This window comes from Pararhizobium sp. P1_E7 (assembly GCF_056405855.1).
Genome location: NZ_JBFUBH010000011.1, coordinates 35,352 through 54,839, shown reverse-complemented (window position 1 = coordinate 54,839; position 19,488 = coordinate 35,352). Strand labels below are relative to the sequence as shown.

22 protein-coding genes are annotated in these 19,488 nt (G+C 61.9%); 7 read left to right on the top strand and 15 right to left on the bottom strand.

The window, feature by feature from the left end; genetic code table 11:
- Window positions 1–10: 10 nt before the first annotated feature.
- From infB to rimP, 4 genes are all read right to left on the bottom strand, one after another.
- Window positions 11–2,713: a translation initiation factor IF-2 gene (infB, locus tag AC1D17_RS14080; protein ID WP_477566018.1), complete on the bottom strand. Its 2,703-nt coding sequence runs from the start codon at window positions 2,711–2,713 to the stop codon at window positions 11–13.
- Between the two features lie 104 nt (window positions 2,714–2,817).
- Window positions 2,818–3,504 carry an RNA-binding protein gene (locus tag AC1D17_RS14075; RefSeq protein WP_477566017.1) on the bottom strand — a complete coding sequence of 229 codons (687 nt, stop codon included), beginning with the start codon at window positions 3,502–3,504 and terminating at the stop codon, window positions 2,818–2,820.
- A 32-nt stretch (window positions 3,505–3,536) separates the two neighbouring features.
- The gene (gene nusA, locus AC1D17_RS14070) at window positions 3,537–5,144 is read right to left on the bottom strand and encodes a transcription termination factor NusA (RefSeq protein WP_264220935.1); all 1,608 of its coding nucleotides are present in this window, start codon (window positions 5,142–5,144) and stop codon (window positions 3,537–3,539) included.
- A 58-nt stretch (window positions 5,145–5,202) separates the two neighbouring features.
- Window positions 5,203–5,820, bottom strand: coding sequence for a ribosome maturation factor RimP (gene rimP / locus AC1D17_RS14065; protein ID WP_477566016.1), 618 nt, complete (start codon window positions 5,818–5,820; stop codon window positions 5,203–5,205).
- Between the two features lie 267 nt (window positions 5,821–6,087).
- Between rimP and AC1D17_RS14060 the strand changes: the two genes are divergently transcribed.
- The 3 genes from AC1D17_RS14060 (at window position 6,088) to AC1D17_RS14050 (ending at window position 8,607) form a co-directional block, all read left to right on the top strand.
- Window positions 6,088–7,716, top strand: coding sequence for an MFS transporter (locus AC1D17_RS14060; RefSeq protein WP_477566015.1), 1,629 nt, complete (start codon window positions 6,088–6,090; stop codon window positions 7,714–7,716).
- Between the two features lie 128 nt (window positions 7,717–7,844).
- Window positions 7,845–8,186 (top strand): ArsR/SmtB family transcription factor, encoded by a 342-nt coding sequence (locus tag AC1D17_RS14055; RefSeq protein WP_477566014.1) that lies wholly within the window; start codon window positions 7,845–7,847, stop codon window positions 8,184–8,186.
- Window positions 8,173–8,607, top strand: coding sequence for an SRPBCC family protein (locus AC1D17_RS14050; RefSeq protein WP_477566013.1), 435 nt, complete (start codon window positions 8,173–8,175; stop codon window positions 8,605–8,607). Before AC1D17_RS14055 ends, AC1D17_RS14050 begins: the two co-directional genes overlap by 14 nt.
- Window positions 8,608–8,715: 108 nt before the next feature.
- Here the strand turns inward: AC1D17_RS14050 and AC1D17_RS14045 are convergent, their stop codons facing one another.
- Window positions 8,716–9,204, bottom strand: coding sequence for a MarR family winged helix-turn-helix transcriptional regulator (locus AC1D17_RS14045; protein ID WP_477566012.1), 489 nt, complete (start codon window positions 9,202–9,204; stop codon window positions 8,716–8,718).
- A gap of 81 nt (window positions 9,205–9,285) precedes the next feature.
- Between AC1D17_RS14045 and AC1D17_RS14040 the strand changes: the two genes are divergently transcribed.
- Window positions 9,286–10,185: an EamA family transporter gene (locus AC1D17_RS14040; protein ID WP_477566011.1), complete on the top strand. Its 900-nt coding sequence runs from the start codon at window positions 9,286–9,288 to the stop codon at window positions 10,183–10,185.
- Here the strand turns inward: AC1D17_RS14040 and AC1D17_RS14035 are convergent.
- The 3 genes from AC1D17_RS14035 to AC1D17_RS14025 form a co-directional block, all read right to left on the bottom strand.
- Window positions 10,175–10,957: a pyrroline-5-carboxylate reductase family protein gene (locus tag AC1D17_RS14035; protein WP_477566010.1), complete on the bottom strand. Its 783-nt coding sequence runs from the start codon at window positions 10,955–10,957 to the stop codon at window positions 10,175–10,177. The two genes, AC1D17_RS14040 and AC1D17_RS14035, sit on opposite strands and share 11 nt — an antisense overlap.
- Window positions 10,954–12,207 carry an aminopeptidase gene (locus AC1D17_RS14030; protein WP_477566009.1) on the bottom strand — a complete coding sequence of 418 codons (1,254 nt, stop codon included), beginning with the start codon at window positions 12,205–12,207 and terminating at the stop codon, window positions 10,954–10,956. Before AC1D17_RS14030 ends, AC1D17_RS14035 begins: the two co-directional genes overlap by 4 nt.
- Window positions 12,208–12,291: 84 nt before the next feature.
- On the bottom strand, window positions 12,292–12,981 hold the full coding sequence (locus tag AC1D17_RS14025; protein WP_477566008.1) for a glutathione S-transferase family protein: 690 nt from the start codon (window positions 12,979–12,981) through the stop codon (window positions 12,292–12,294).
- A 78-nt stretch (window positions 12,982–13,059) separates the two neighbouring features.
- On the opposite strand from AC1D17_RS14025, the gene AC1D17_RS14020 reads away from it, so the two are divergent.
- Window positions 13,060–13,515, top strand: a complete 456-nt coding sequence (locus AC1D17_RS14020) for a MarR family winged helix-turn-helix transcriptional regulator (protein ID WP_477566007.1) — start codon at window positions 13,060–13,062, stop codon at window positions 13,513–13,515.
- Between the two features lie 2 nt (window positions 13,516–13,517).
- On the opposite strand, the gene ybaK is transcribed toward AC1D17_RS14020, so the two are convergent.
- The 7 genes from ybaK to AC1D17_RS13985 all read right to left on the bottom strand — a co-directional run bounded on the left by ybaK (window position 13,518) and on the right by AC1D17_RS13985 (window position 18,089).
- Window positions 13,518–13,991 carry a Cys-tRNA(Pro) deacylase gene (gene ybaK, locus AC1D17_RS14015; RefSeq protein WP_477566006.1) on the bottom strand — a complete coding sequence of 158 codons (474 nt, stop codon included), beginning with the start codon at window positions 13,989–13,991 and terminating at the stop codon, window positions 13,518–13,520.
- A gap of 30 nt (window positions 13,992–14,021) precedes the next feature.
- Window positions 14,022–14,243: a toxin-antitoxin system HicB family antitoxin gene (locus tag AC1D17_RS14010; protein ID WP_264220819.1), complete on the bottom strand. Its 222-nt coding sequence runs from the start codon at window positions 14,241–14,243 to the stop codon at window positions 14,022–14,024.
- Window position 14,244: 1 nt separating this feature from the next.
- Complete coding sequence (locus AC1D17_RS14005; RefSeq protein WP_477566081.1) at window positions 14,245–14,550, bottom strand: PIN domain-containing protein; 306 nt, start codon at window positions 14,548–14,550, stop codon at window positions 14,245–14,247.
- A 41-nt stretch (window positions 14,551–14,591) separates the two neighbouring features.
- Entirely contained in the window at window positions 14,592–14,936 is a 345-nt protein-coding gene (locus AC1D17_RS14000; protein ID WP_477566005.1) for an ArsC family reductase, read from the bottom strand.
- Window positions 14,937–15,118: 182 nt separating this feature from the next.
- On the bottom strand, window positions 15,119–16,177 hold the full coding sequence (locus AC1D17_RS13995; RefSeq protein WP_477566004.1) for a M14 family metallopeptidase: 1,059 nt from the start codon (window positions 16,175–16,177) through the stop codon (window positions 15,119–15,121).
- A 181-nt stretch (window positions 16,178–16,358) separates the two neighbouring features.
- Complete coding sequence (locus AC1D17_RS13990) at window positions 16,359–17,273, bottom strand: alpha/beta fold hydrolase (RefSeq protein ID WP_477566003.1); 915 nt, start codon at window positions 17,271–17,273, stop codon at window positions 16,359–16,361.
- 174 nt (window positions 17,274–17,447) lie between these two features.
- A complete protein-coding gene (locus AC1D17_RS13985) occupies window positions 17,448–18,089 on the bottom strand; it encodes a 2'-5' RNA ligase family protein (protein ID WP_477566002.1) in 642 nt (213 codons plus the stop codon).
- A gap of 226 nt (window positions 18,090–18,315) precedes the next feature.
- Here AC1D17_RS13985 and AC1D17_RS13980 point away from each other — a divergent pair, with 226 nt between their 5' ends.
- Together AC1D17_RS13980 and AC1D17_RS13975 are read left to right on the top strand one after the other, a co-directional pair.
- The gene (locus AC1D17_RS13980; protein ID WP_477566001.1) at window positions 18,316–18,816 is read left to right on the top strand and encodes a methylated-DNA--[protein]-cysteine S-methyltransferase; all 501 of its coding nucleotides are present in this window, start codon (window positions 18,316–18,318) and stop codon (window positions 18,814–18,816) included.
- A 61-nt stretch (window positions 18,817–18,877) separates the two neighbouring features.
- Window positions 18,878–19,441 carry a methylated-DNA--[protein]-cysteine S-methyltransferase gene (locus AC1D17_RS13975; RefSeq protein ID WP_477566000.1) on the top strand — a complete coding sequence of 188 codons (564 nt, stop codon included), beginning with the start codon at window positions 18,878–18,880 and terminating at the stop codon, window positions 19,439–19,441.
- Window positions 19,442–19,488: the final 47 nt, after the last annotated feature.

The following is a 19,488-nucleotide window of genomic DNA, read 5'->3' as shown; positions in this document are numbered from 1 at the left end:
TCGAGGCTTTTTACAGCGTGCGGGTGATGTGCTCGACGCGGAAGCACTCGATCGTGTCGCCGGCGCGGATGTCCTCGTAGTTCTCGAAGGCCATGCCGCATTCCTGGCCCATCGGCACTTCCGAGACTTCGTCCTTGAAGCGCTTGAGGGTCTTGAGCTTGCCTTCGTGGATGACGACGTTGTCGCGCACCAGACGGACGCCTGCCCCACGTTCGACCTTGCCTTCGATGACGCGGCAACCCGCGACCTTGCCGGTCTTGGTGATGTTGAACACTTCCAGGATTTCGGCATTGCCGAGGAAGGTTTCGCGGCGTTCCGGCGAGAGCAGACCCGACATCGCTGCCTTCACGTCATCCACCAGGTCGTAGATGATGTTGTAGTAGCGGATCTCAATGCCGGCGCGTTCGGCGGCCGTGCGGGCCTGGGCGTTGGCACGAACGTTGAAGCCGATGATGGCCGCGTTCGAGGCTTCCGCCAGCGAAATGTCGGACTCGGTGATGCCACCGGCGCCCGAGTGCACGATGCGGGCACGCACCTCGTCGGTTCCCAGCTTGTCAAGTGCGCCGGCAATGGCTTCGATCGAGCCCTGCACGTCGCCCTTGATGACCAGCGGGAATTCCTTGAGGCCGGTGTTCTGCAGCGTCATCATCATCTGCTCGAGAGAGCCGCGCTGTCCGGATGCACGGGCAACGGCCTTGTCGCGGGTCAGGCGCTGACGATATTCCGAGATTTCGCGGGCACGGCTTTCGTTCTCGACGACGGCGAACTTGTCGCCCGCCTGCGGCGTTCCGGAAAGACCGAGAATTTCGACCGGCATCGACGGAGGCGCTTCCTTGACGTGTTCGCCCTTGTCGTTGACGAGAGCGCGCACGCGGCCCCACTGGTCGCCGGCAACGATGATCTGGCCAGGCTTCAGCGTGCCCTTGTGAACCAGAACGGTGGCAACCGCGCCACGGCCGCGATCGAGCTGGGCTTCGACGACGGTACCTTCTGCCGTGCGGTCCGGATCGGCGCGCAGGTCGAGAATTTCGGCCTGCAGCAGGATGGCTTCGAGCAGCTTGTCGAGACCAAGGCCGGTCTTGGCCGAGACTTCGACGTCCAGCACTTCACCGCCCATGGTTTCCACGAACACCTCGTGCTGCAGCAGCTGGTTGCGCACCTTCTGCGGATCGGCTTCGTGCTTGTCGATCTTGTTGATCGCCACGATAATCGGAACGCCGGCAGCCTTTGCGTGGCTGATGGATTCGATCGTCTGCGGCATGACGCTGTCGTCGGCCGCAACCACGAGGATCGCAATGTCGGTCGCCTGGGCGCCACGGGCACGCATCGCGGTGAAGGCGGCGTGACCGGGGGTGTCGATGAAGGTGATCTTGTTGCCGTTCTGCTCGACCTGATAGGCGCCGATATGCTGGGTGATGCCACCGGCTTCGCCCGATACGACATGGGTCTTGCGGATGGCGTCGAGCAGCGAGGTCTTGCCGTGGTCGACGTGACCCATGATGGTAACGATCGGAGGACGCGGCCGCATATCGCCATCGTCCTTGGCGCTGAACAGGCCTTCTTCGACGTCGGATTCCGAAACGCGCTTGACGGTATGACCGAATTCGCCGGCGATGAGTTCTGCAAGGTCGGCGTCGATGACGTCGCCCGGCTTCATCATCTGGCCTTCCTTCATCAGGTACTTGATGACGTCGACGGCCCGTTCGGCCATACGCTGCGACAATTCCTGAATGGTGATGGTTTCCGGAAGGATCACTTCGCGCATGACCTTTTCGCGGGTTTCCTGCATCTGGCTGCGGCGGAACTTCTCCTGCCGGCGGCGCATGGCGGCCATCGAGCGGCCGCGCGGACTGCCGTCGTCGTCGAGAGCGGCCGTCAGCGTCAGCTTGCCCTTGCGGCGTTCCTCTTCCGTCTTCGGACGGGCGGGGGCCTTGGCAGGCTCGGGACGAACGACCTTGCCGCGGACCGGCGTGGTGGCGCCACGGTTCGGACGGGCCTCTTCCTCTTCGCCTTCCGTCTTGCGGCGGACGCCGAGTGCCGGGGTCACTGTTGACGGTGTCGTTGCAGGCTTTGCCGCCTGGGCACGCGCCTGGTCTTCGGCCTTGCGGGCGGCGACGGCTGCTGCCTCGGCTTCGGCGGCCTTGGCTGCCTCGACTGCTGCCTTCTCGGCTTCGCGTTCCGCAGGGGTGCGGGCCGCCTCTTCGGCGGCGAGACGGGCTGCTTCAGCCTGTTCGGCCTTCAGGCGCTCTGCTTCTTCGGCCTGGCGGCGTGCCTCATCGGCGGCGCGGCGCTTGGCGTCTTCGGCATCGCGGATCTGGGCTTCGGCCAGCGCACGGCGGCGGGCGTCGATCTCACCAGCCGACAGCTGGTTGAGAACCACACCGACCCGCGGGCGATTGTTGTTGTCCTGGCGATTGTCCTGCTGGCGCGGCTGCTGTTGCTGCGGCGCAGGGCGCGCAGGCTGTTGCTGCTGTACCGGGGCCGGGCGTTGCGGCTCTACGACGCGGGCTGCGGGAGCAGGCGTTGCAATCGGAACGACCGGCTTTTCGTCTTCCGGCCGATGCGGCCGCCGCTTGCGCGTCTCGACCACGACTGCCTTCGTCCGGCCGCGACCCATGTCCTGGCGAACAGTTCCCTGACTAACCCCGGAAGGCTTCAGGGTCAGCGTCTTCTTGGCTCCGCCGAATGTCTTGTCGTCGTTGTTGTCGGTCATTCCGTTCCGTTCCTAAGATCAGGGCCGGATGCGTATCACCAGACCCCGCCGTTCAATTTCTGTTTTGCAATCGCGGTTTTTCCGGCMTGCGCCGGTGACCCGCGTCATTGTGTCGGCAAGCCAGATTCGGCGCCAACGGCTCGAGCAGGGACGGTTCCCCGATATCGTTCGAGCATGTTTGCGCGCTTCACTACACCCTCACCCGCCTGCCCTGCAAGCGCGCAAGCATGGATAAAAGCATTCTGGCCCAAAAGCCCTTCCATTTCCGCTTCGGTGAAGAAGCGAAAGGAGGGTATTTCCTGTCCGTCGTCGACGACAAAGCTCATCGCCTTGCGCGCCTGGTCTATCTTGCGCACACCGTCCGCTGCGGCATCCACCGCATGAAAGGTAGCGAGGGCCGCCAGCCCGCGGACGGCCTGCTCGACTTTCGAGGCGCCGCTGATGAACTGCGCGGCCTTGCGCGCCAGGTTCATCATGCCTGCGAGCTGCAGGGACAGGAGCCGGTCGACTTCGTCGGCAAGCTCCGGTCCGGCAGTCACATCCGCCCGCTTCAGTCCGCGGGCAAACAGCTTCTTGGCAATCGCCTTCTCGACGATTGCCCGTTCCGCGCTCACCCAGCAGCCGCGGCCCGGCAGCTGCTTCTTCAGGTCGGGCACCACCCGGCCATCCGGGCCTGCAACAAAGCGGATCAGCGTTTCCGGCGTTCCGCTCTGCCGTGTCACGATACACATACGGCCGTTCACTGCTTCACCATCAATGTCCTCGAGAGGATCTTTGTCTTCAAGCAGCATCAGCAGCCCGGATCACGGTCAGCAACACCTTGTCAGGCGTCCTGTTCCGCGCCTTCCACGACTTCGAGCGCTTCTTCTTCGCGCGCCAGATCTTCTTCCGTGATCCAGCCGGCGGCAAGACGCGCCTGAAGGACCATGCGTTCCGCATCGACGCGGGAGACTTCGAGCTTGGAGAACAGGCCCTCAAACTTCTTCGTCTCGCCGTCCTTGCGTTCCGACCAGCCGACGAGGTCGTCGGCGGCGCAGCCTGCAAAGTCTTCCATCGTTTTGATGCCGTCTTCGCCGAGCGCAACCAGCATCTGGCCGGTCATGCCGTTGATCGAGCGCAGCTCGTCGGAGACGCCGAGGGCAACGCGCTTGGCGTCCATTTCGGCTTCCAGGCGCTCGAGATATTCGCGGGCGCGGGTCTGCAGTTCGCTGGCCGTATCCTCGTCGAAGCCTTCGATCGAGGCGATTTCGTCGAGTTCGACATAGGCAAGTTCCTCAACGGCGGCAAAGCCCTCCGATGCCAGAACCTGGCCGACCATCTCGTCGACGTCGAGGGCTTCCATGAACAGCGCGGTGCGTTCATTGAATTCCTTCTGGCGGCGCTCGGATTCTTCGGCTTCCGTCATGATGTCGATATCCCAGCCGGTCAGCTGCGAAGCGAGACGAACGTTCTGGCCGCGGCGGCCGATGGCGAGCGACAGCTGCTCGTCGGGAACCACGACTTCGATGCGCTCTGCATCTTCGTCGAGAACGACCTTGGAGACTTCAGCCGGCTGCAGCGCATTGACGATGAACGATGCCGGATCCTGCGACCACGGAATGATATCGATTTTTTCGCCCTGCAATTCGCCGACAACGGCCTGAACGCGCGAACCGCGCATACCGACGCAGGCGCCGACCGGATCGATCGACGAGTCGTTCGAGATCACGGCGATCTTGGCGCGCGAGCCCGGATCGCGGGCAACCGAGCGGATCTGGATGATGCCGTCGTAGATTTCCGGAACTTCCATGGTGAACAGCTTCACCATGAACTGCGGATGGGTACGCGACAGGAAAATCTGCGGGCCACGCTGTTCGCGGCGCACGTCGTAGACATATGAGCGGACGCGGTCGCCGTAGCGCATGTTTTCGCGCGGGATCATCTCGTCGCGGCGGATGATGCCTTCGCCACGGCCGAGATCGACGATGACATTGCCGTATTCGACGCGCTTGACCGTGCCGTTGACGATTTCGCCGATACGATCCTTGAATTCGTCGAACTGGCGGTCACGCTCGGCTTCACGCACCTTCTGGACGATGACCTGCTTGGCCGACTGAGCGGCGATGCGGCCAAAATCCATCGGCGGCAGCGGGTCGGCAATGAAGTCGCCGAGAATGGCGTCCGGATTGCGGTCGCGGGCAAGCTCCAATGGAATCTGCGTCGAGTAGTCCTCGGCAACCTCGACGACTTCGAGCAGACGCTGAAGCCGGATTTCGCCGGTCTTGGAATTGATGTCGGCGCGGATGTTGCTCTCCGAACCGTAGCGCGAGCGGGCGGCCTTCTGGATCGCATCGGCCATGGCGGCCAGAACGATTTCGCGGTCGATCACTTTTTCGCGCGCGACGGCATCCGCGATCTGCAGAAGTTCGAGCCGGTTAGCACTCACTGCCATATTAAAGTCTCCGTCTGATTGCCGGGGCCTCGCATCGAAGCGTCCCGCGCCCATGAACTCAATTGATCGGCGAATCTTCGTCTTCGAAGTTTTCGTTGGCGGCTTGCGCTGCCTTCGCCTTCTTGTCTGCTGTCAGCGCATCGCGGATCAGGTCGTCCGTCAGGATCAGCCTGCCCTCGGCCAGCGCCGTGAAGGGGATGACCACGCGCGGCTCCTCGCCGTAAGCCGGCTGATCGCGCTCGATCGTAAAGCCTTCGTCGTCGGCGGATACGATCTTGCCGCGGAAACGCTTGCGGTTATCGACCAGGATCGACGTTTCGCACTTGATCAGATGACCGGCCCAGCGGCTGAAATCCGACTTGCGCACCATCGGGCGGTCGATGCCCGGCGACGATACTTCCAGATGATACGCCTTCTCGACCGGATCTTCCACATCGAGCACCGGCGAGATTGCCGTCGAGATCGCTTCGCAATCTTCCACGGTCATCGTGCCGTCGAGGCGCTCGGCCATGATCTGCAGCGTCGCGCCGTTCTGTGACGAGAGGCGAACGCGTACCAGCTGGTAGCCCATCGGAATAAGGACGGGTTCGATGATGTCGGCGATGCGCCGGTCGATGCCGGTCTCGGTGACGAGGCGCGGTTCCTGTGCGTTTTCTGCCGTTGTCGTATCGGACAAACGAGGTTCTCCCAAAACATCGGGTAATAAAAAAGAGCGGGTCCTGACGGGCCCACTCTTCATCAACCGATCAAGAATTTGAGGCTCATATACGCTCGATTATCCGCAAATGCAAGATATCCCGTCGCCCGGCCGACAAAACCCGGTTGCGGCCGCCGAAGCGGCAAAATCATGCCAAGGTCAGCGCTTTTGCTTGCCCGGCCGGTTATCTCGCCTAGATTGGGCATCACAAAGACGATTCAAATACAGACAGGGTGGGAAAGCGCTTTGCCGCATCGACTATCGCCACTGGCGCCGTTCAAGCACGACACCTTCCGCGTTATCTGGGTTGCAAGCCTCGCCTCCAATTTCGGCGGGCTGATCCAGGCCGTCGGCGCCGCCTGGATGATGACCGCAATTACGGATTCGGTGAACATGGTGGCGCTGGTGCAGGCCTCGACCGCGCTGCCGATCATGCTGTTTTCGCTTGTTTCCGGCGCGCTTGCCGATAATTTCGACCGCCGCCGCATCATGCTGGTCGCCCAGTGTTTCATGCTCTTCGTCTCGGCCCTTTTGACGCTGTGTACCTATTTCGGCCTTATCTCGCCCTGGCTGCTTTTGTTCTTCACCTTCCTGATCGGCTGCGGCACGGCGTTGAACAATCCGTCCTGGCAGGCTTCGGTCGGGGACATGGTGCCGCGCGAGGTGGTGCCCGCGGCGGTCGCGCTGAACAGCATGGGTTTCAACATCACCCGTAGCATCGGTCCGGCCATCGGCGGCGTGATCGTTGCAGCAGCAGGGGCCGCTGCCGCCTTTGCTGCCAATACGCTCAGCTATTTCGCTATTCTCTACGCGCTGGTGCGCTGGCGCCGGGAGGTGGCGCTGTCGGCGCTGCCGCGCGAATCGATGGGCCGGGCCATTTCCGCCGGGCTGCGATACGTCGCCATGTCGCCGAATATCGGCAAGGTGCTGGTTCGCGGCTTCGTCTTCGGTCTCTCCGCCAGCGCCATCCTTGCCCTTCTGCCGCTGGTTGCCCGCGATCTGGTCGCCGGCGGGCCGCTCACCTATGGCATCATGCTCGGCGCCTTCGGACTTGGCGCCATCGGGGGCGCGCTCTTGAGCGCACGGCTGCGCGAGCGGATGTCCAGCGAATGGGTCGTCCGCATCGCCTTTGCCGGTTTTGCCGTCAGCACCCTGATCACCGCACTCAGCCCCTATGGCTGGCTGACCAGTCTTGCGCTCCTCCTGTCGGGGGCAGGCTGGGTGCTGGCGCTGTCGCTGTTCAACACGACCGTGCAGCTTTCGACGCCGCGCTGGGTGGTTGGCCGGGCCTTGTCGCTCTACCAGACGACCACATTTGGCGGCATCGCCGCGGGCAGCTGGATGTGGGGGCAGCTGGCCGAAACCCACGGTCCGGCCAGCGCCCTGATCGTCTCGGCGCTTCTGATGATTGCCGGCGCGGCCATCGGGTTGAGACTGCCGTTGCCGGAATTCCAGTCGCTCAATCTCGATCCGCTCAACCGCTTTTCCGAACCGTTGCTGAAACTCGATCTGAAGCCGCGCAGCGGCCCGATCGTCGTGATGATCGACTACGAGATCGCCGATGACGATGTGCCGGACTTCCTCACCGCGATGGCAGAGCGCCGCCGCATCCGGATCAGGGATGGAGCGGGGCAATGGGGCCTGATGCGCGATCTGGAAAACCCGACGGTGTGGACCGAGACCTATCATGTGCCGACCTGGGTGGAATATGTCCGCCACAACCAGCGCCGCACGCAGGCCGATGCCGAGATCGGCGACAGGCTGACGGCGCTGCATCGCGGCGATGCCGCGCCCCGCGTCCACCGGATGATCGAACGCCAGACCATCCTTCCCTATGACTACGAGCGCTACAAGCAACAGATGGACATGCACTGAAGGGGGACTTGCGAGGCCTGCGCCCGCAAAAGTTTCCGGGGACGGCCAGCCTTGCATGTTCAAAAATGTTCATCCATGTGGTTGACTATCGAGTGTATTCTTATATATTCAACCGCTAAGGTGAATAAATGGACGAAGATGATCTGTCGCGCGTTCTCAAGGCTGCCGGCGATACGACCCGGCGACGCATCCTGACGCTGCTTGTTCAGGAGGGAGCACTCAGAGTGACGGCGCTTGCCGCCCATTTCGACATGTCGCTGAATTCCGTCTCCAAGCACATCAAGGTGCTGGAGGAAGCCGGACTTGTCACCCGCCGGACTTTGGGCCGCGAGCATTTCATCGCAGCCGAACTCGAACCATTGAAGGTGACCGAGACCTGGTTCGCGCAATTGAAGTCTATCTGGGAACTGCGTCTTGCGGCGCTGGAAAATCTACTCGTTTCAAAGGACGGAGAAAATGAAGGAACTTGAGCTGACAGTGAACCGCAAAATCGCGGCGCCGCGCGAAAAGGTCTTCAACGCCTGGCTTTCGCCGGCGATGCTGGCGAAGTTCATGGCACCGCCTTTCGGGAGTTCCGAGCCGACCAAAGTCAAGAACGACCCGGTGAAGGGTGGCCGCTTTTCGATCGTCATGATGACGCCCGACAAGGAGATCCCGCACGCCGGCACCTATCTCGAGATCGCCCCCTTCTCGCGCCTTGCCTTTACCTGGGAGTCGCCGTACTCGCTCGACGACAGCGTCGTCACCATCGATCTTGCCGAAGTCGATGCCGGCACGACGGAAATCACCTTGAAGCAGGTGAAGTTCAAATCCGAGGAGGCGCGCCACGGCCACGAAGAGGGCTGGACCGCGATCCTGAATCTTCTCGAAACAATCCTCGCAGCCGCCTGACCTGGCTTGAGGATCGGGTGATGCTTGTGGGGCGGCGCATCAGCCCGCCCCCCGATGAGGCCATTGTCGTGCACGCTGGATTCGGAAAGGGCGGAAATACCCTCAGCCTTATTCGAACGCCGCCAGATATTTTCTGGCGATCTTGTCCAGCGCCGCCCTCTCGTCCGGATCAAGCAGCGCCACCAGGCGGCGCTGGTTGGCGACGTGGGCGGTGACGGCCCGCTCCACCAGATCGAGCCCCTCCGGCTTTAAGGCGATCAGCACGCTGCGGCGATCTTCCGGATTGGTCAACCGTTCGACGAGGCCTGCTTTTTCCAGCTGGTCGATGCGATTGGTCATGGTGCCCGAGGTGACCATCATCGTTGCCAGGAGATCTCCCGGAGACAAGCGGTAGGGCTTGCCGGACCGCCGCAAAGTCGCCAGCACATCGAAGCTCGCCGCCGACAGGCCGAGCTCCAGGAACGTCTTCTCGACCTCGCGGCCGAGATAGGTCGACAACCGCGCCAGCCGCCCAAGAAGGCCCATCGGCTCGACGTCGAGGTCCGGCCGCTCCTTACGCCACTGCGTCAGAATTCTATCGACATGATCTTCATCCATGGTTTGTGGTAGGCAAAATTCATCTTGACGTCAAGATAATCACTGCTATCGTGGTTTTATCTTGAAATCGAGATACTTCAAATGAAGATAAAATCCTCTTCCCTTACCGACATCGGCCTGACCGCCATCGCGCCCGCCATCTGGGGCAGCACCTATCTGGTCACCACCGAATTCCTGCCGCACGGTTATCCGTTGACCGTTGCCATGCTGCGCGCCCTGCCGGCAGGCCTCATCCTGCTGCTGATTGTCCGGCAGTTGCCACAGGGTATCTGGTGGGCGCGCAGTTTCATCCTCGGCGCGCTCAACTTCTCGTTCTTCTGGGCAATGCTGTTTGTCTCGGCCTACCGCCTGCCCGGCGGTGTCGCGGCGACCGTCGGCGCCATCCAGCCGCTGATCGTCGTCATGCTGGCGCGGTTGCTGATCGGCACGCCGGTTAAAACGATGGCCGTTGTTGCAGGCATTGTCGGCATGGCAGGCGTTGGACTGCTGGTGCTGACACCCGGAGCGGCTCTCGACCCCATAGGCATTGTCGCCGGGCTGGCCGGCGCGGTGTCCATGGCGTTCGGGACGGTGCTGACGCGCCACTGGGCGCCGCCTGTTACGAGCCTGACCTTTACCGCGTGGCAACTGACCGCCGGTGGCCTGTTGCTGCTGCCGGCTGCCCTCCTGTTCGAGCCGGCCTTGCCGGTGCCGACGATGGCCAATGTGCTTGGTATCGCCTGGCTGGGACTGATCGGTGCCGCCTTCACCTACCTATTGTGGTTTCGCGGCCTCGCCAAGCTTGAACCGGCGGCCGTCGCGTCGCTCGGCTTCCTCAGCCCGCTGGTGGCAACGCTGCTCGGATGGGGCGCTCTCGGCCAGAACCTGACGCCGCTGCAGATGACCGGCATGGCCGCTGTGCTGGTGAGCGTGTGGCTTGGACAACGGGCGCAGATGGCGCCGCGTCCTGCGGCGGCCCTCGCGACTGCCGTCAGCCATTAGCCGCCTTGTCCCGCGCAGCCGCCAGCCCCTTGGAGATCGGCCCTGCAATGTCGGCTGACAGCATCGCCGTCAGACCGGCGGCGGTGGTTCCGCCATAGTCGGTGAATATCCGAACGGTATCGGCCGGTGTTTGCGAAGTGCCGGCCAACCATGTGCCTGCCCCGAGGAAAAGCTGGCGGACAGCAGCATCCGCAACATCCGGCGCCACGCCGTTTTCGATCGCGTCGCGGATCATCGCATCGGCAAAGGCGGCGATGAAGGCGGGGCCGGAACCGGTCAGGGCGGTAAAATAATCCAGTTCGCTTTCCGTCGAAAGTCTGGTCGTCTTGCCGGAACAAGCGAAAAACCCGTCGGTAAAAGCCGCATCCGCATCGGTTGTGCCTGCCGTTGAACACCACGGCGTGTAGGACAGCCGCTGCTCGGCGCAGGCATTCGGCATGGCGCGGACGATGCGCTCGCTTTTGAAGCGGGCGAGAAGCGCTGCGGCGGACACGCGCGCCATCACCGAAATGACCAGCTTGCCCGACAGATCAAGCGTCAGCGCACCCAGGTCTTCCGGCCGAACCGACAAAATGACGATGTCCGACTGCGCCGCAAGCGCCTGGTTATCGGTGGTGAACCGGATATCCGGCCAAGCCGCGAACCCTGCCGTCGTGCCGCGACGCGACGACACGATGAGATCGGCGGGAGCGACGAAACCGCTGGAAAGCACCGGGCGAAGCAAGGCCCCGCCCAGCCAGCCGGTACCGCCGATGATCCCGACAGTGGTCAAGCCCACTCGCCCTTGCGCATCACCGGAACCTTGGCGCCATCCGAGCGGATACCATCGATATCGACTTTGCCGGAACCGATCATCCAGTCGATATGGATCAGGCTGGAATTGCCGCCCTGCGCCGTGATCTGTTCCGGGGTGAGCGATGCGCCATCGAGGAAGCATTTCGAATAGCACTGGCCAAGCGCGATATGGCAGGAAGCATTTTCATCGAACAGCGTGTTGTAGAACAGGACGCCGCTGGCCGAGATCGGCGAGGAATGCGGCACCAGCGCCACTTCGCCGAGACGCCGCGCGCCCTCGTCCGTATCCAGGACCTTGTTCAGCACCTCTTCGCCTTTCGTCGCCTTGGCCTCGACGATGCGGCCGCCTTCAAAGCGGACCTGGATATTGTCAATCAGTGTGCCCTGATGCGACAGCGGCTTGGTGCTCGATACATGGCCTTCGACGCGCAGCGCATGCGGCGTGGTGAAGACTTCCTCGGTCGGGATGTTGGGATTGCAGGTGATGCCGTTCTTCGCCGTCGAGGCGCCGCCATGCCACTCGTGACCATCGGCGAGCCCGACCGTCAGGTCCGTGCCCGGGCCGGTAAAATGCAGAGCGGAAAAACGCTCGCCGTTCAGCCATGCGGAACGCTTGGCAAGATTGGCGTTGTGTTCGCCCCAGGCGGCGATCGGGTCGGCGACATCGACGCGGGAGGCTGCAAAGATCGCGTTTGCGAGCTTTTCGACAGCGACCTGTTCGGCATCGTCCGGGAACATCTGCTTCGCCCAGGCGGGGTTGGGATAGGAAACGATGTTCCAGTTGATGTCGAAATTGGAGATTTTCTCAAGCGCCGGCTTGTAGGCCATCGACATCGCCTTGTTGGCGCGCGCCACCTTTGCGGGATCCTGCGCCGCCAGCATCATCGGGTTATCGCCGGATATGGCAAGGCGTGCGGTATTGTTGCTAAAGGCCTTGGCCATGCCGTCGTAGAGCCAGCCGCTGGCCTTGTCGAAGCTTTCATCCGGAGCATGGGCGTAGCGGGCGAGCGTCGTTTCCTCGTCGGAATAGAACGTCGTCACCAGACCGGCCCCGGCGATATAGGCATGCTTGGTGATCAGCCGCACCAGCGGCAGCGCCGCAATCGGCGCCGTGATCAAGAGATCCTGCCCGCGCTCAAGCCGAAGCCCCACCTTGATGGCGACTTCGGCGAGCTTGTCGAGTTTGACGGGATCGACGGCTTGATGGGCGGTGGAATGGAAGGTCATCGCATATCCTGCTGGCTGGTTTTTCCGAACCACTGGTGTAATGCGGTTCGGACCAAAACAGAAGGCTTTTGCGACGGCCGCCGGTCAGGCCGCGATCTTGCTTTGCGTCAAGAGATAGGCGCCATGACGCTGCAGGAATGCGATCAGCCGTTCGGGATAATCCGCTGTGACCGCGTTCACAACACTCGGCCGCACGGCGAGTGCCTGGCGCCAGAGATTGACGCGCGGCAACCCATCGAAGATGCCGCTTGGCACCAGCGCCTCGAACAGCTCGAAATAGCGGAACACCGGCGCAAAGACGGCATCGACCATGCTGAACTGGGCGCCGGCGAAATACGGCCCGTCTCCAAGCTCCCGCTCAAGCGTCGCGAACTTGGCCTTCAGCACCTGGCGCTTGACCTCGAACTCCGCCGCATCCTTCGTCGTCTCGTAGCCCCAGAGATCGGCAAGGATGGAGGAACCGAATTCCATCCAGCCGCGATGCCGGGCGCGCGACAACGGATCTGCAGGATGGAGCGCCGGGCCGCCTTGGGTTTCCTCGAGATATTCGCAGATCACGGCGCTTTCAAACAGGATCGCATCGGCGCGGCCGCGCGGGACAGCCAGCAGCGGCACCTTGCCGAGCGGCGAGATACGCAGGAACCAATCGGGCTTTGCGGCAAGATCGATATAGGTCCGCTCGAAGGCGACGCCCTTTTCCGACAGGACGATCGAGGCGCGCTGAACATAGGGGCAGAGATGGTGACTGATGAGGGTAAGGACTTTCGAGTGCATGACGAGGCTCCAGTTTATTAGATGCACTTGCATATATTATCATTTGCCAATTACGTCAAGGTAGATGTAAATGCATTTATGTCTCTGAAAGCACCCCATGCGGACCAAAAGCCCAGCGCCGATGTCACACAGGCCTGGATCAATTTGATGCGGGCGCAGCAACGCGTCCTCGGCGCCATCGAGCGCGACTTCAAGGATGCCGGGATGCCGCCGTTTGGCTGGTATGACGTGCTCTGGGAGTTGGCGCGCGCCAGGGACGGACGGCTGCGGCCGTTCGAAATCGAGGAGCGGACCCTGCTGGCACAGTACAATCTTTCCCGCCTGATCGACCGGCTGGAAAGGGAAGGCCTTGTCGAGCGCCACACCTTCGACGATGACGGCCGCGGCCGCTGGGTGGTGATGACCGAAAAAGGGCGCGGCCTGCGCGAAACCATGTGGGAGGTCTATGGCAGATCGATCGCGCGGCATGTCGGCGCAAAACTGCCGGAAGCCGATGCGGCGCAACTCGCTGGCCTCCTGTCGAAACTGGCCTGAGGTCAGGCGATCAGGGGGGCCGCCACGGCGTTCAACGCCTTGCGTGCATCGTCAGGCGCCAGCCGCACCTGCAGTCCGCGCTGGCCGCCATTGATATAGACCAGCGGCTCGGCAAGCGCTGCCTCCTCGATCACCGCCGGCACCTGCTTCTTCTGCCCGAACGGGCTGATGCCGCCGACGTGATAGCCGGTCAGCCGCTCGGCCTCGGCCGGCTTCATCATATTGGCCGACTTGCCGTGAAAGGCCGCCGCCAGCTTCTTCATGCTGACTTCGCGATCAGACGGCACGACGACACAGACCGGCTTGCCGTCCACTTCCGCCATCAGCGTCTTCAACACGCGGCGCGGCTCCTCGCCCAGCGCCTCGGCTGCCGCCATGCCGATCCGGTCGGCCAAGGGGTCGTAGTCATAGGTATGAACGGTGAAGGCCGCTCCGGCCTTGGCAAGCGCAAGCGTCGCGCGGGTGCTTTTCGACATGGTCTTCCGTCAATTTAAGCGAGATGGATCTCAGCGTTGGTGATCGCGATCAAGCTGGTCAAGGAGTTCAAGGCCCCGCTCTTTATTACCGCGCTCCGCCCTTAGCCGGAAGCGCGTTTCAGAATCGAATTCGGCGATCGCCTTGGTGGAAAACTCTTCGAAAAGCTTGTTGAGGCTTGTTCCGCGCGCAGTCGCCAGCGCCTTCAAACGCTCATGCTGATCGTTCGGCAGCCTTATCGTCAATGTGCTCATCTCAAAATTCCCTTTCTGCCACCAGTTCGCCCGCCGTCTGGATGGCCAGTTGCGGAAACAGGAGTTCGGCACGCGAAAAGTCCCGTTTATTGGCCGTCACGATGACCGCCGCGCCACCACCAATCGCCAATTCGACCAAATGATTGTCGCCCTCATCTTTGAGATTAGGGCGCCAGAGATAATAGATTGGCACCCAGAGACAACAGGACAAGAATGCATCCAGCAACTCTGCTCGCTCAGGGGGCGAAAGGAACCGGCCAGCAAACAGGTCTTCTCTCGCGCAGACATCCTCATATTCGGCAAACAGAGAATTGCCCTAAGCTATCAGTTTTCGAGCCGAAATCTTTTTTAGAATGCGGCCTCATATACCTCCGGCTTGAACCCGGCGATCAGTTTTCCATCATAATCGAGCACCGGCCGCTTGATCATCGAAGGCTGGGCGAGCATCAGGGAGATTGCCTTGTCTTCGTTGAGATCCTGCTTGGCGGCGTCCGGCAATGCTCGAAACGTCGTACCGGCGCGGTTCAGAACGGTCTCCCAGCCGAGGGCTGCGGTCCAGCGCTGAAGCGCTTCGCGCGGGACACCGGATGCCTTGTAATCGTGAAAATCATAGGCGACGCCATGGCTTTCCAGCCAGGTCCGCGCCTTCTTCATCGTGTCGCAATTCTTGATGCCGTAGATGGTCACGCTCATGCTCAATGCCTTTTTGCCGGTCCTTGGTGCTGTGCGCGCGTTCTCTTGGAGAAAGTGCGGCAAGTTCAAGTCATAACGGGACATGACAACCGCCGGCAACGCGGCGATTGTCCGCTTTATTCCACCTCAAGCTTGGAGGGCGGGATTTTGCCTGCAAGCCGCGTGAAGCCAAGGGCGGTGGCTCAGGCCTCAAGCGCGCCCGGTTTGCGCTCCGCCTTTGTCCGCTCGTCACAGGCGATTTTCATCAGGTTGTCCCTGCGGCGGGCGAAGCGCTGCGAGGTGCGTGTGGCGACCAGGCCTGCCTGCGAGGCATGGATATCGAGCGTGCCGCCCTCGATGCCCGGCGCGGTGATGATCGTGGCCAGCAGATCCCCGGCAGCGACTGTATCGCCAACGCCGCGGTGGAACAGCACCGCACCGGCCTGAGGCGCCCGGATCATCTCGATATTGTCGAGCGGCGTCACCTTGCCCGCGTACGGCTGAAGGGGCGCTACGGTGCCGTAGACGGCGCCGCGGCTGGCGAGGAAGCGCCATAGCCCATCGGCATCCTTGCGCGCCATATCCGGATAGACATCGCGCGTGCCGCGAAGCTCGACCGTTACTGCGAGCCGGCCCGGCAGCCGCTTTGCCTTTTCAGCAGTTTCGTACTTCCAGGCATAACCGACAGCCTCCTCGAAAGCGCTGCTTTCGCCATCGGCGAGAAACACGGCTTCCATATCAAGCGCCGATGCCAGATCGGCAGCCTCAGGCCAGAAAGCCTCGTCGACATAGGTATATTGAACGGACTCATCGTCGCAATGCAGATCGAGCATCAGATCGGCACCCAGCGCCATATGCAGCAACTGCCGCTTCAGCTGCTCGACCGCCGGGTAGCGCTCGAGATCGTCGACCAGCGTCTGGCGTTCACCAAGCGGGATCAGCGGGAACTCGCGATTGAAATTGGTGCGCGAGCCGAGATCGAAGCGCCCCTGCAGGTCGCCGAAATGCGATTGCGCCGTGCCGATCAGATTGGCCTGCGGGACGATGGTGATATCGCTCAGGATCGCGCCATCGGCATCCGCCTGGCGCAACCGTTCACACAGGAAATGCAAAAGCGCGGTTCCCGGAAGCTCGTTGGCATGCAGCGCTGCCTGAATGTAGACTTTGGGCGCCTTGTCGTCGCTGCCCTTGAACCGGATGACCGGCAGCCGCCATTCGACGCCCGGCGTATCCCCTTTGATGACGATTTCAGAAATATCCATGACCGTGCCTCCCTGCGGTTTTCGGCGCTTATGCGGGTTTGGGCCGGTGGGCGCAAGGTGCCAAAAATTGCGGTTTGTCCGCCTCACGGCACCGCAACGGTCGCAAACGCAGAAACGCAACCGGCGCGTGGACAAGCCACACGCCGGTCGAATGCAAGGCGATTTCGCAGCGACAAGAAGGTCAGTTCTTGTCGAGGAAGGACCGGATCGCGGTGACGGTCGCTTCAGGCTGTTCTTCCATCAGCCAGTGGCCGGATGCGGGGATCACGACCTCCGTGACATTGCCGGCAGCCGCACGGGCAACCACTGCCATCGTCGGGCCGAAGGACTTTTCACCACCAATGGCAAGAACCGGCATGGTAAGCTTGCCCTTGGCCAAAAGCGCCTTGTTGTCGATAGCATCCTGATCGAAGGCTGCGAACTGGGCAAAGCCAGCGTGCATGGCACCGGGCTGGGCATAGAGAGCGGCGTAATGTTGCCGCGAGGCCTCGTCCCACTTTTGCGGATCGGCGGAGAATTCGTTCCAGAAGCGATCCAGATAGATGCGCTCGCGGCCAGCGACAAGGCGCTCCATGTCAGGACCGCCAAAGCGGAAGTGCCAGAGCAGTGGTTGCTTGAGGATATCTTCCCATGGTCCGACGCCCGGGATCGGCGCATCCATCAGCACAAACTTGGAGACTTGCTGCGGATACTGGGCAACCAAGGCATAACCCACCATATTGCCGATATCGTGGGCGACAACGTCGGTCTTTTCCACCTTCAGCGCCTTCAGCACACCGGCTATATCCTGGCCTTGCGTCTTCTTGTCGTAACCTTTGCCGGGCTTGGCCGAGAGCCCCATGCCGCGCAGGTCGGGCACGATGACCGTGTGATCGCGGACAAGATTGGCCGCGAGGGGCACCCACATGTCGCCGGTTTCGCCATAACCATGCAACAAGACCACAGCCGGCCCCTTGCCACCGACCCGGACGTGTAGCGTCGTGCCGTTGGTGGCGATTTCCTGCGTGGTGAATTCCACAGGATATTGCGGAACGCCGCTGGCAAGGGCGGGAGTGGCGAAGGCGATAACGGCACTTGCGATCAACGAACGGAGCATGGAGGTCTTCCCTACATTGCAACAAGCCGGGGCGGCTGTCTGGTGCAAACAACATCGCATTCGATGCAGGGTTGGACTAGCCGCCCGGATCCGGAACTTCCGTTCGGAAAATGCGAACAATCAGGACACGCTCGCAGCCTGCATCGCTGCAGGCTACGAGCCGCGAAGGAAGCGTCAATCCAGCAGCGGCCAGCGATCGATATATTCATACTCGCTCCTGCCGGCGAAACTGCGAATGAGAACGAACTCGCGGGCGATCCATCTGATCGGTTCGGCGAGCATATGCTCGGGAACAGGCGTTTCGTCGTAAAGGACCGTCATATGCGGCATGAAGCGCGGATTGTAGGTGAAGGTCAGACCCACGGCCCACATTTCCTTGGCGAGCTGCACGTGCAGGTCCATCATTTCCTCGCTGCGCACCGCGTTGGCCAGCACGACCGCATCGGTGCCGGCAAAGGACATGGCGCGATCGAACACCACCTCGAACGGCACGGCTTTCACAGTGGCCATCGCCGCCGAGACGGCAAAGATGATATCGTCCGGAAAATCCGGATATTTGCCGATGGCATTGAGCGAGACATGCATCAGCTCATGCGGCCGCGGATTTTTCGACAGGCCGAAGCGCTGAGCCACGCCCCTGCCAATGTCGGCCGCCTGCAATGCAACCTCCCGTTCAGGTACGATCGCAAGGAACAGGTTGCTCTTTCCAAGATCGTCGGCATGTCTCTGGCGGGGCTTGAGCCCTGCGCCGCCATGGCCGAATGAAAACGACTTCTGTTCACTGCGCACGACTTCATTCCCGGCTTTTCCAAGCATGGCAGACCTCATCTCTTTTTGGATGTCGCCAGTATACCCGAGTCGAACATGAGATCAAGAACAAAACAAGAACATTATGAATTTATTCCCACCAACGATGATGGATCGCAACGGCCGCCGCACCAATTTGGTGCTGTGACAAACACCTGGCATAAGCCCTGCGCCTGAGCATGCGGCCGCCAAGAAACGGGTGGCGATTGCCGTAAAACTGAGCGAAAGTCATCCCATGATCTTCGTTTACAAAATCATCGCCTCGCCTGTCGGCAACCTTGAGCTTGTCGCTCGCGGCGACTGTTTAGCCGCCATCCTTTGGGAGAAGGATAACCCCCCCGCGCGTGTGCGGCTCGGAGAAAGGTTGGAGAGCGCCAATCACCCTGTTCTGATGGAAACAGAACGGCAACTGCGAGAATATTTTGCCGGCAAACGGACGGTTTTCACCGTCAGCCTGGATATGGCGGGTACCGGGTTCCAGAAGAAGGTTTGGGATGCGCTCCTGGCGATCCCCTTCGGTCAGACCCGGACCTATGCCGACATTGCCCGGCAGATCGGCAATCCCAAGGCATGCCGTGCCATGGGAGCAGCCAATGGCAGGAATCCGGTGTCGATTATCGTGCCCTGTCACCGCGCCATCGGGTCGGATGGCCAGTTGCACGGCTTTGCCGGCGGGTTGGATGCCAAACGATACCTGCTGGCGCTTGAGAGCAGCCGTCTCAACGCGGCGGCTTGATCGACGACGGATCATTTTTTGCCCCCCCTTTTCTTGCGGGGGGAATGAAAGGAACGGAACAATGGCAACGAGAGCACAGACCTATCACGTTTTCGCAACGGCCGGCGGCTATTGCGGCATTGCCTGGAACGATATCGGCGTCACGCGGTTCCAGTTGCCGACACGAAGTGCCGAGGCGACCGAACGCAATCTGCGGCGCCGCGTGCCCGGGGCGGAGCCCGGTGCCCCGACACCGGCGATCAGCGAAATCATCGTCGCGGTCCGGCGTTATTTCGACGGCGAGAGCATCGATTTTTCCGGCGTCACGCTCGATCTCGACGGCCAGGACGAATTTTTCCGGCAGATCTACCAGGCGCTTCGCCGCGTCGGCTGGGGCAGCACGACCACCTATGGCAGCCTGGCAAAGGCGCTTGGCGCCGGGCCGCAGGCCGCCCGCGATGTCGGCCAGGCGATGGCCCGGAATCCGGTACCGTTGATCATCCCGTGCCACCGGGTGCTTGCCGCCGGCGGCAAGGTCGGCGGCTTTTCCGCCCCCGGCGGCGCAACGGCCAAGGTGCACATGCTGGAACTGGAAGGCGTTCGCCTCGCAGCCTCGGAGCCGGCGCAGCAATCGCTGCTTTTGTGAATGAGAACAAGGCGATGGCTGGATAATCGCTCTTAGATATCGCAGCA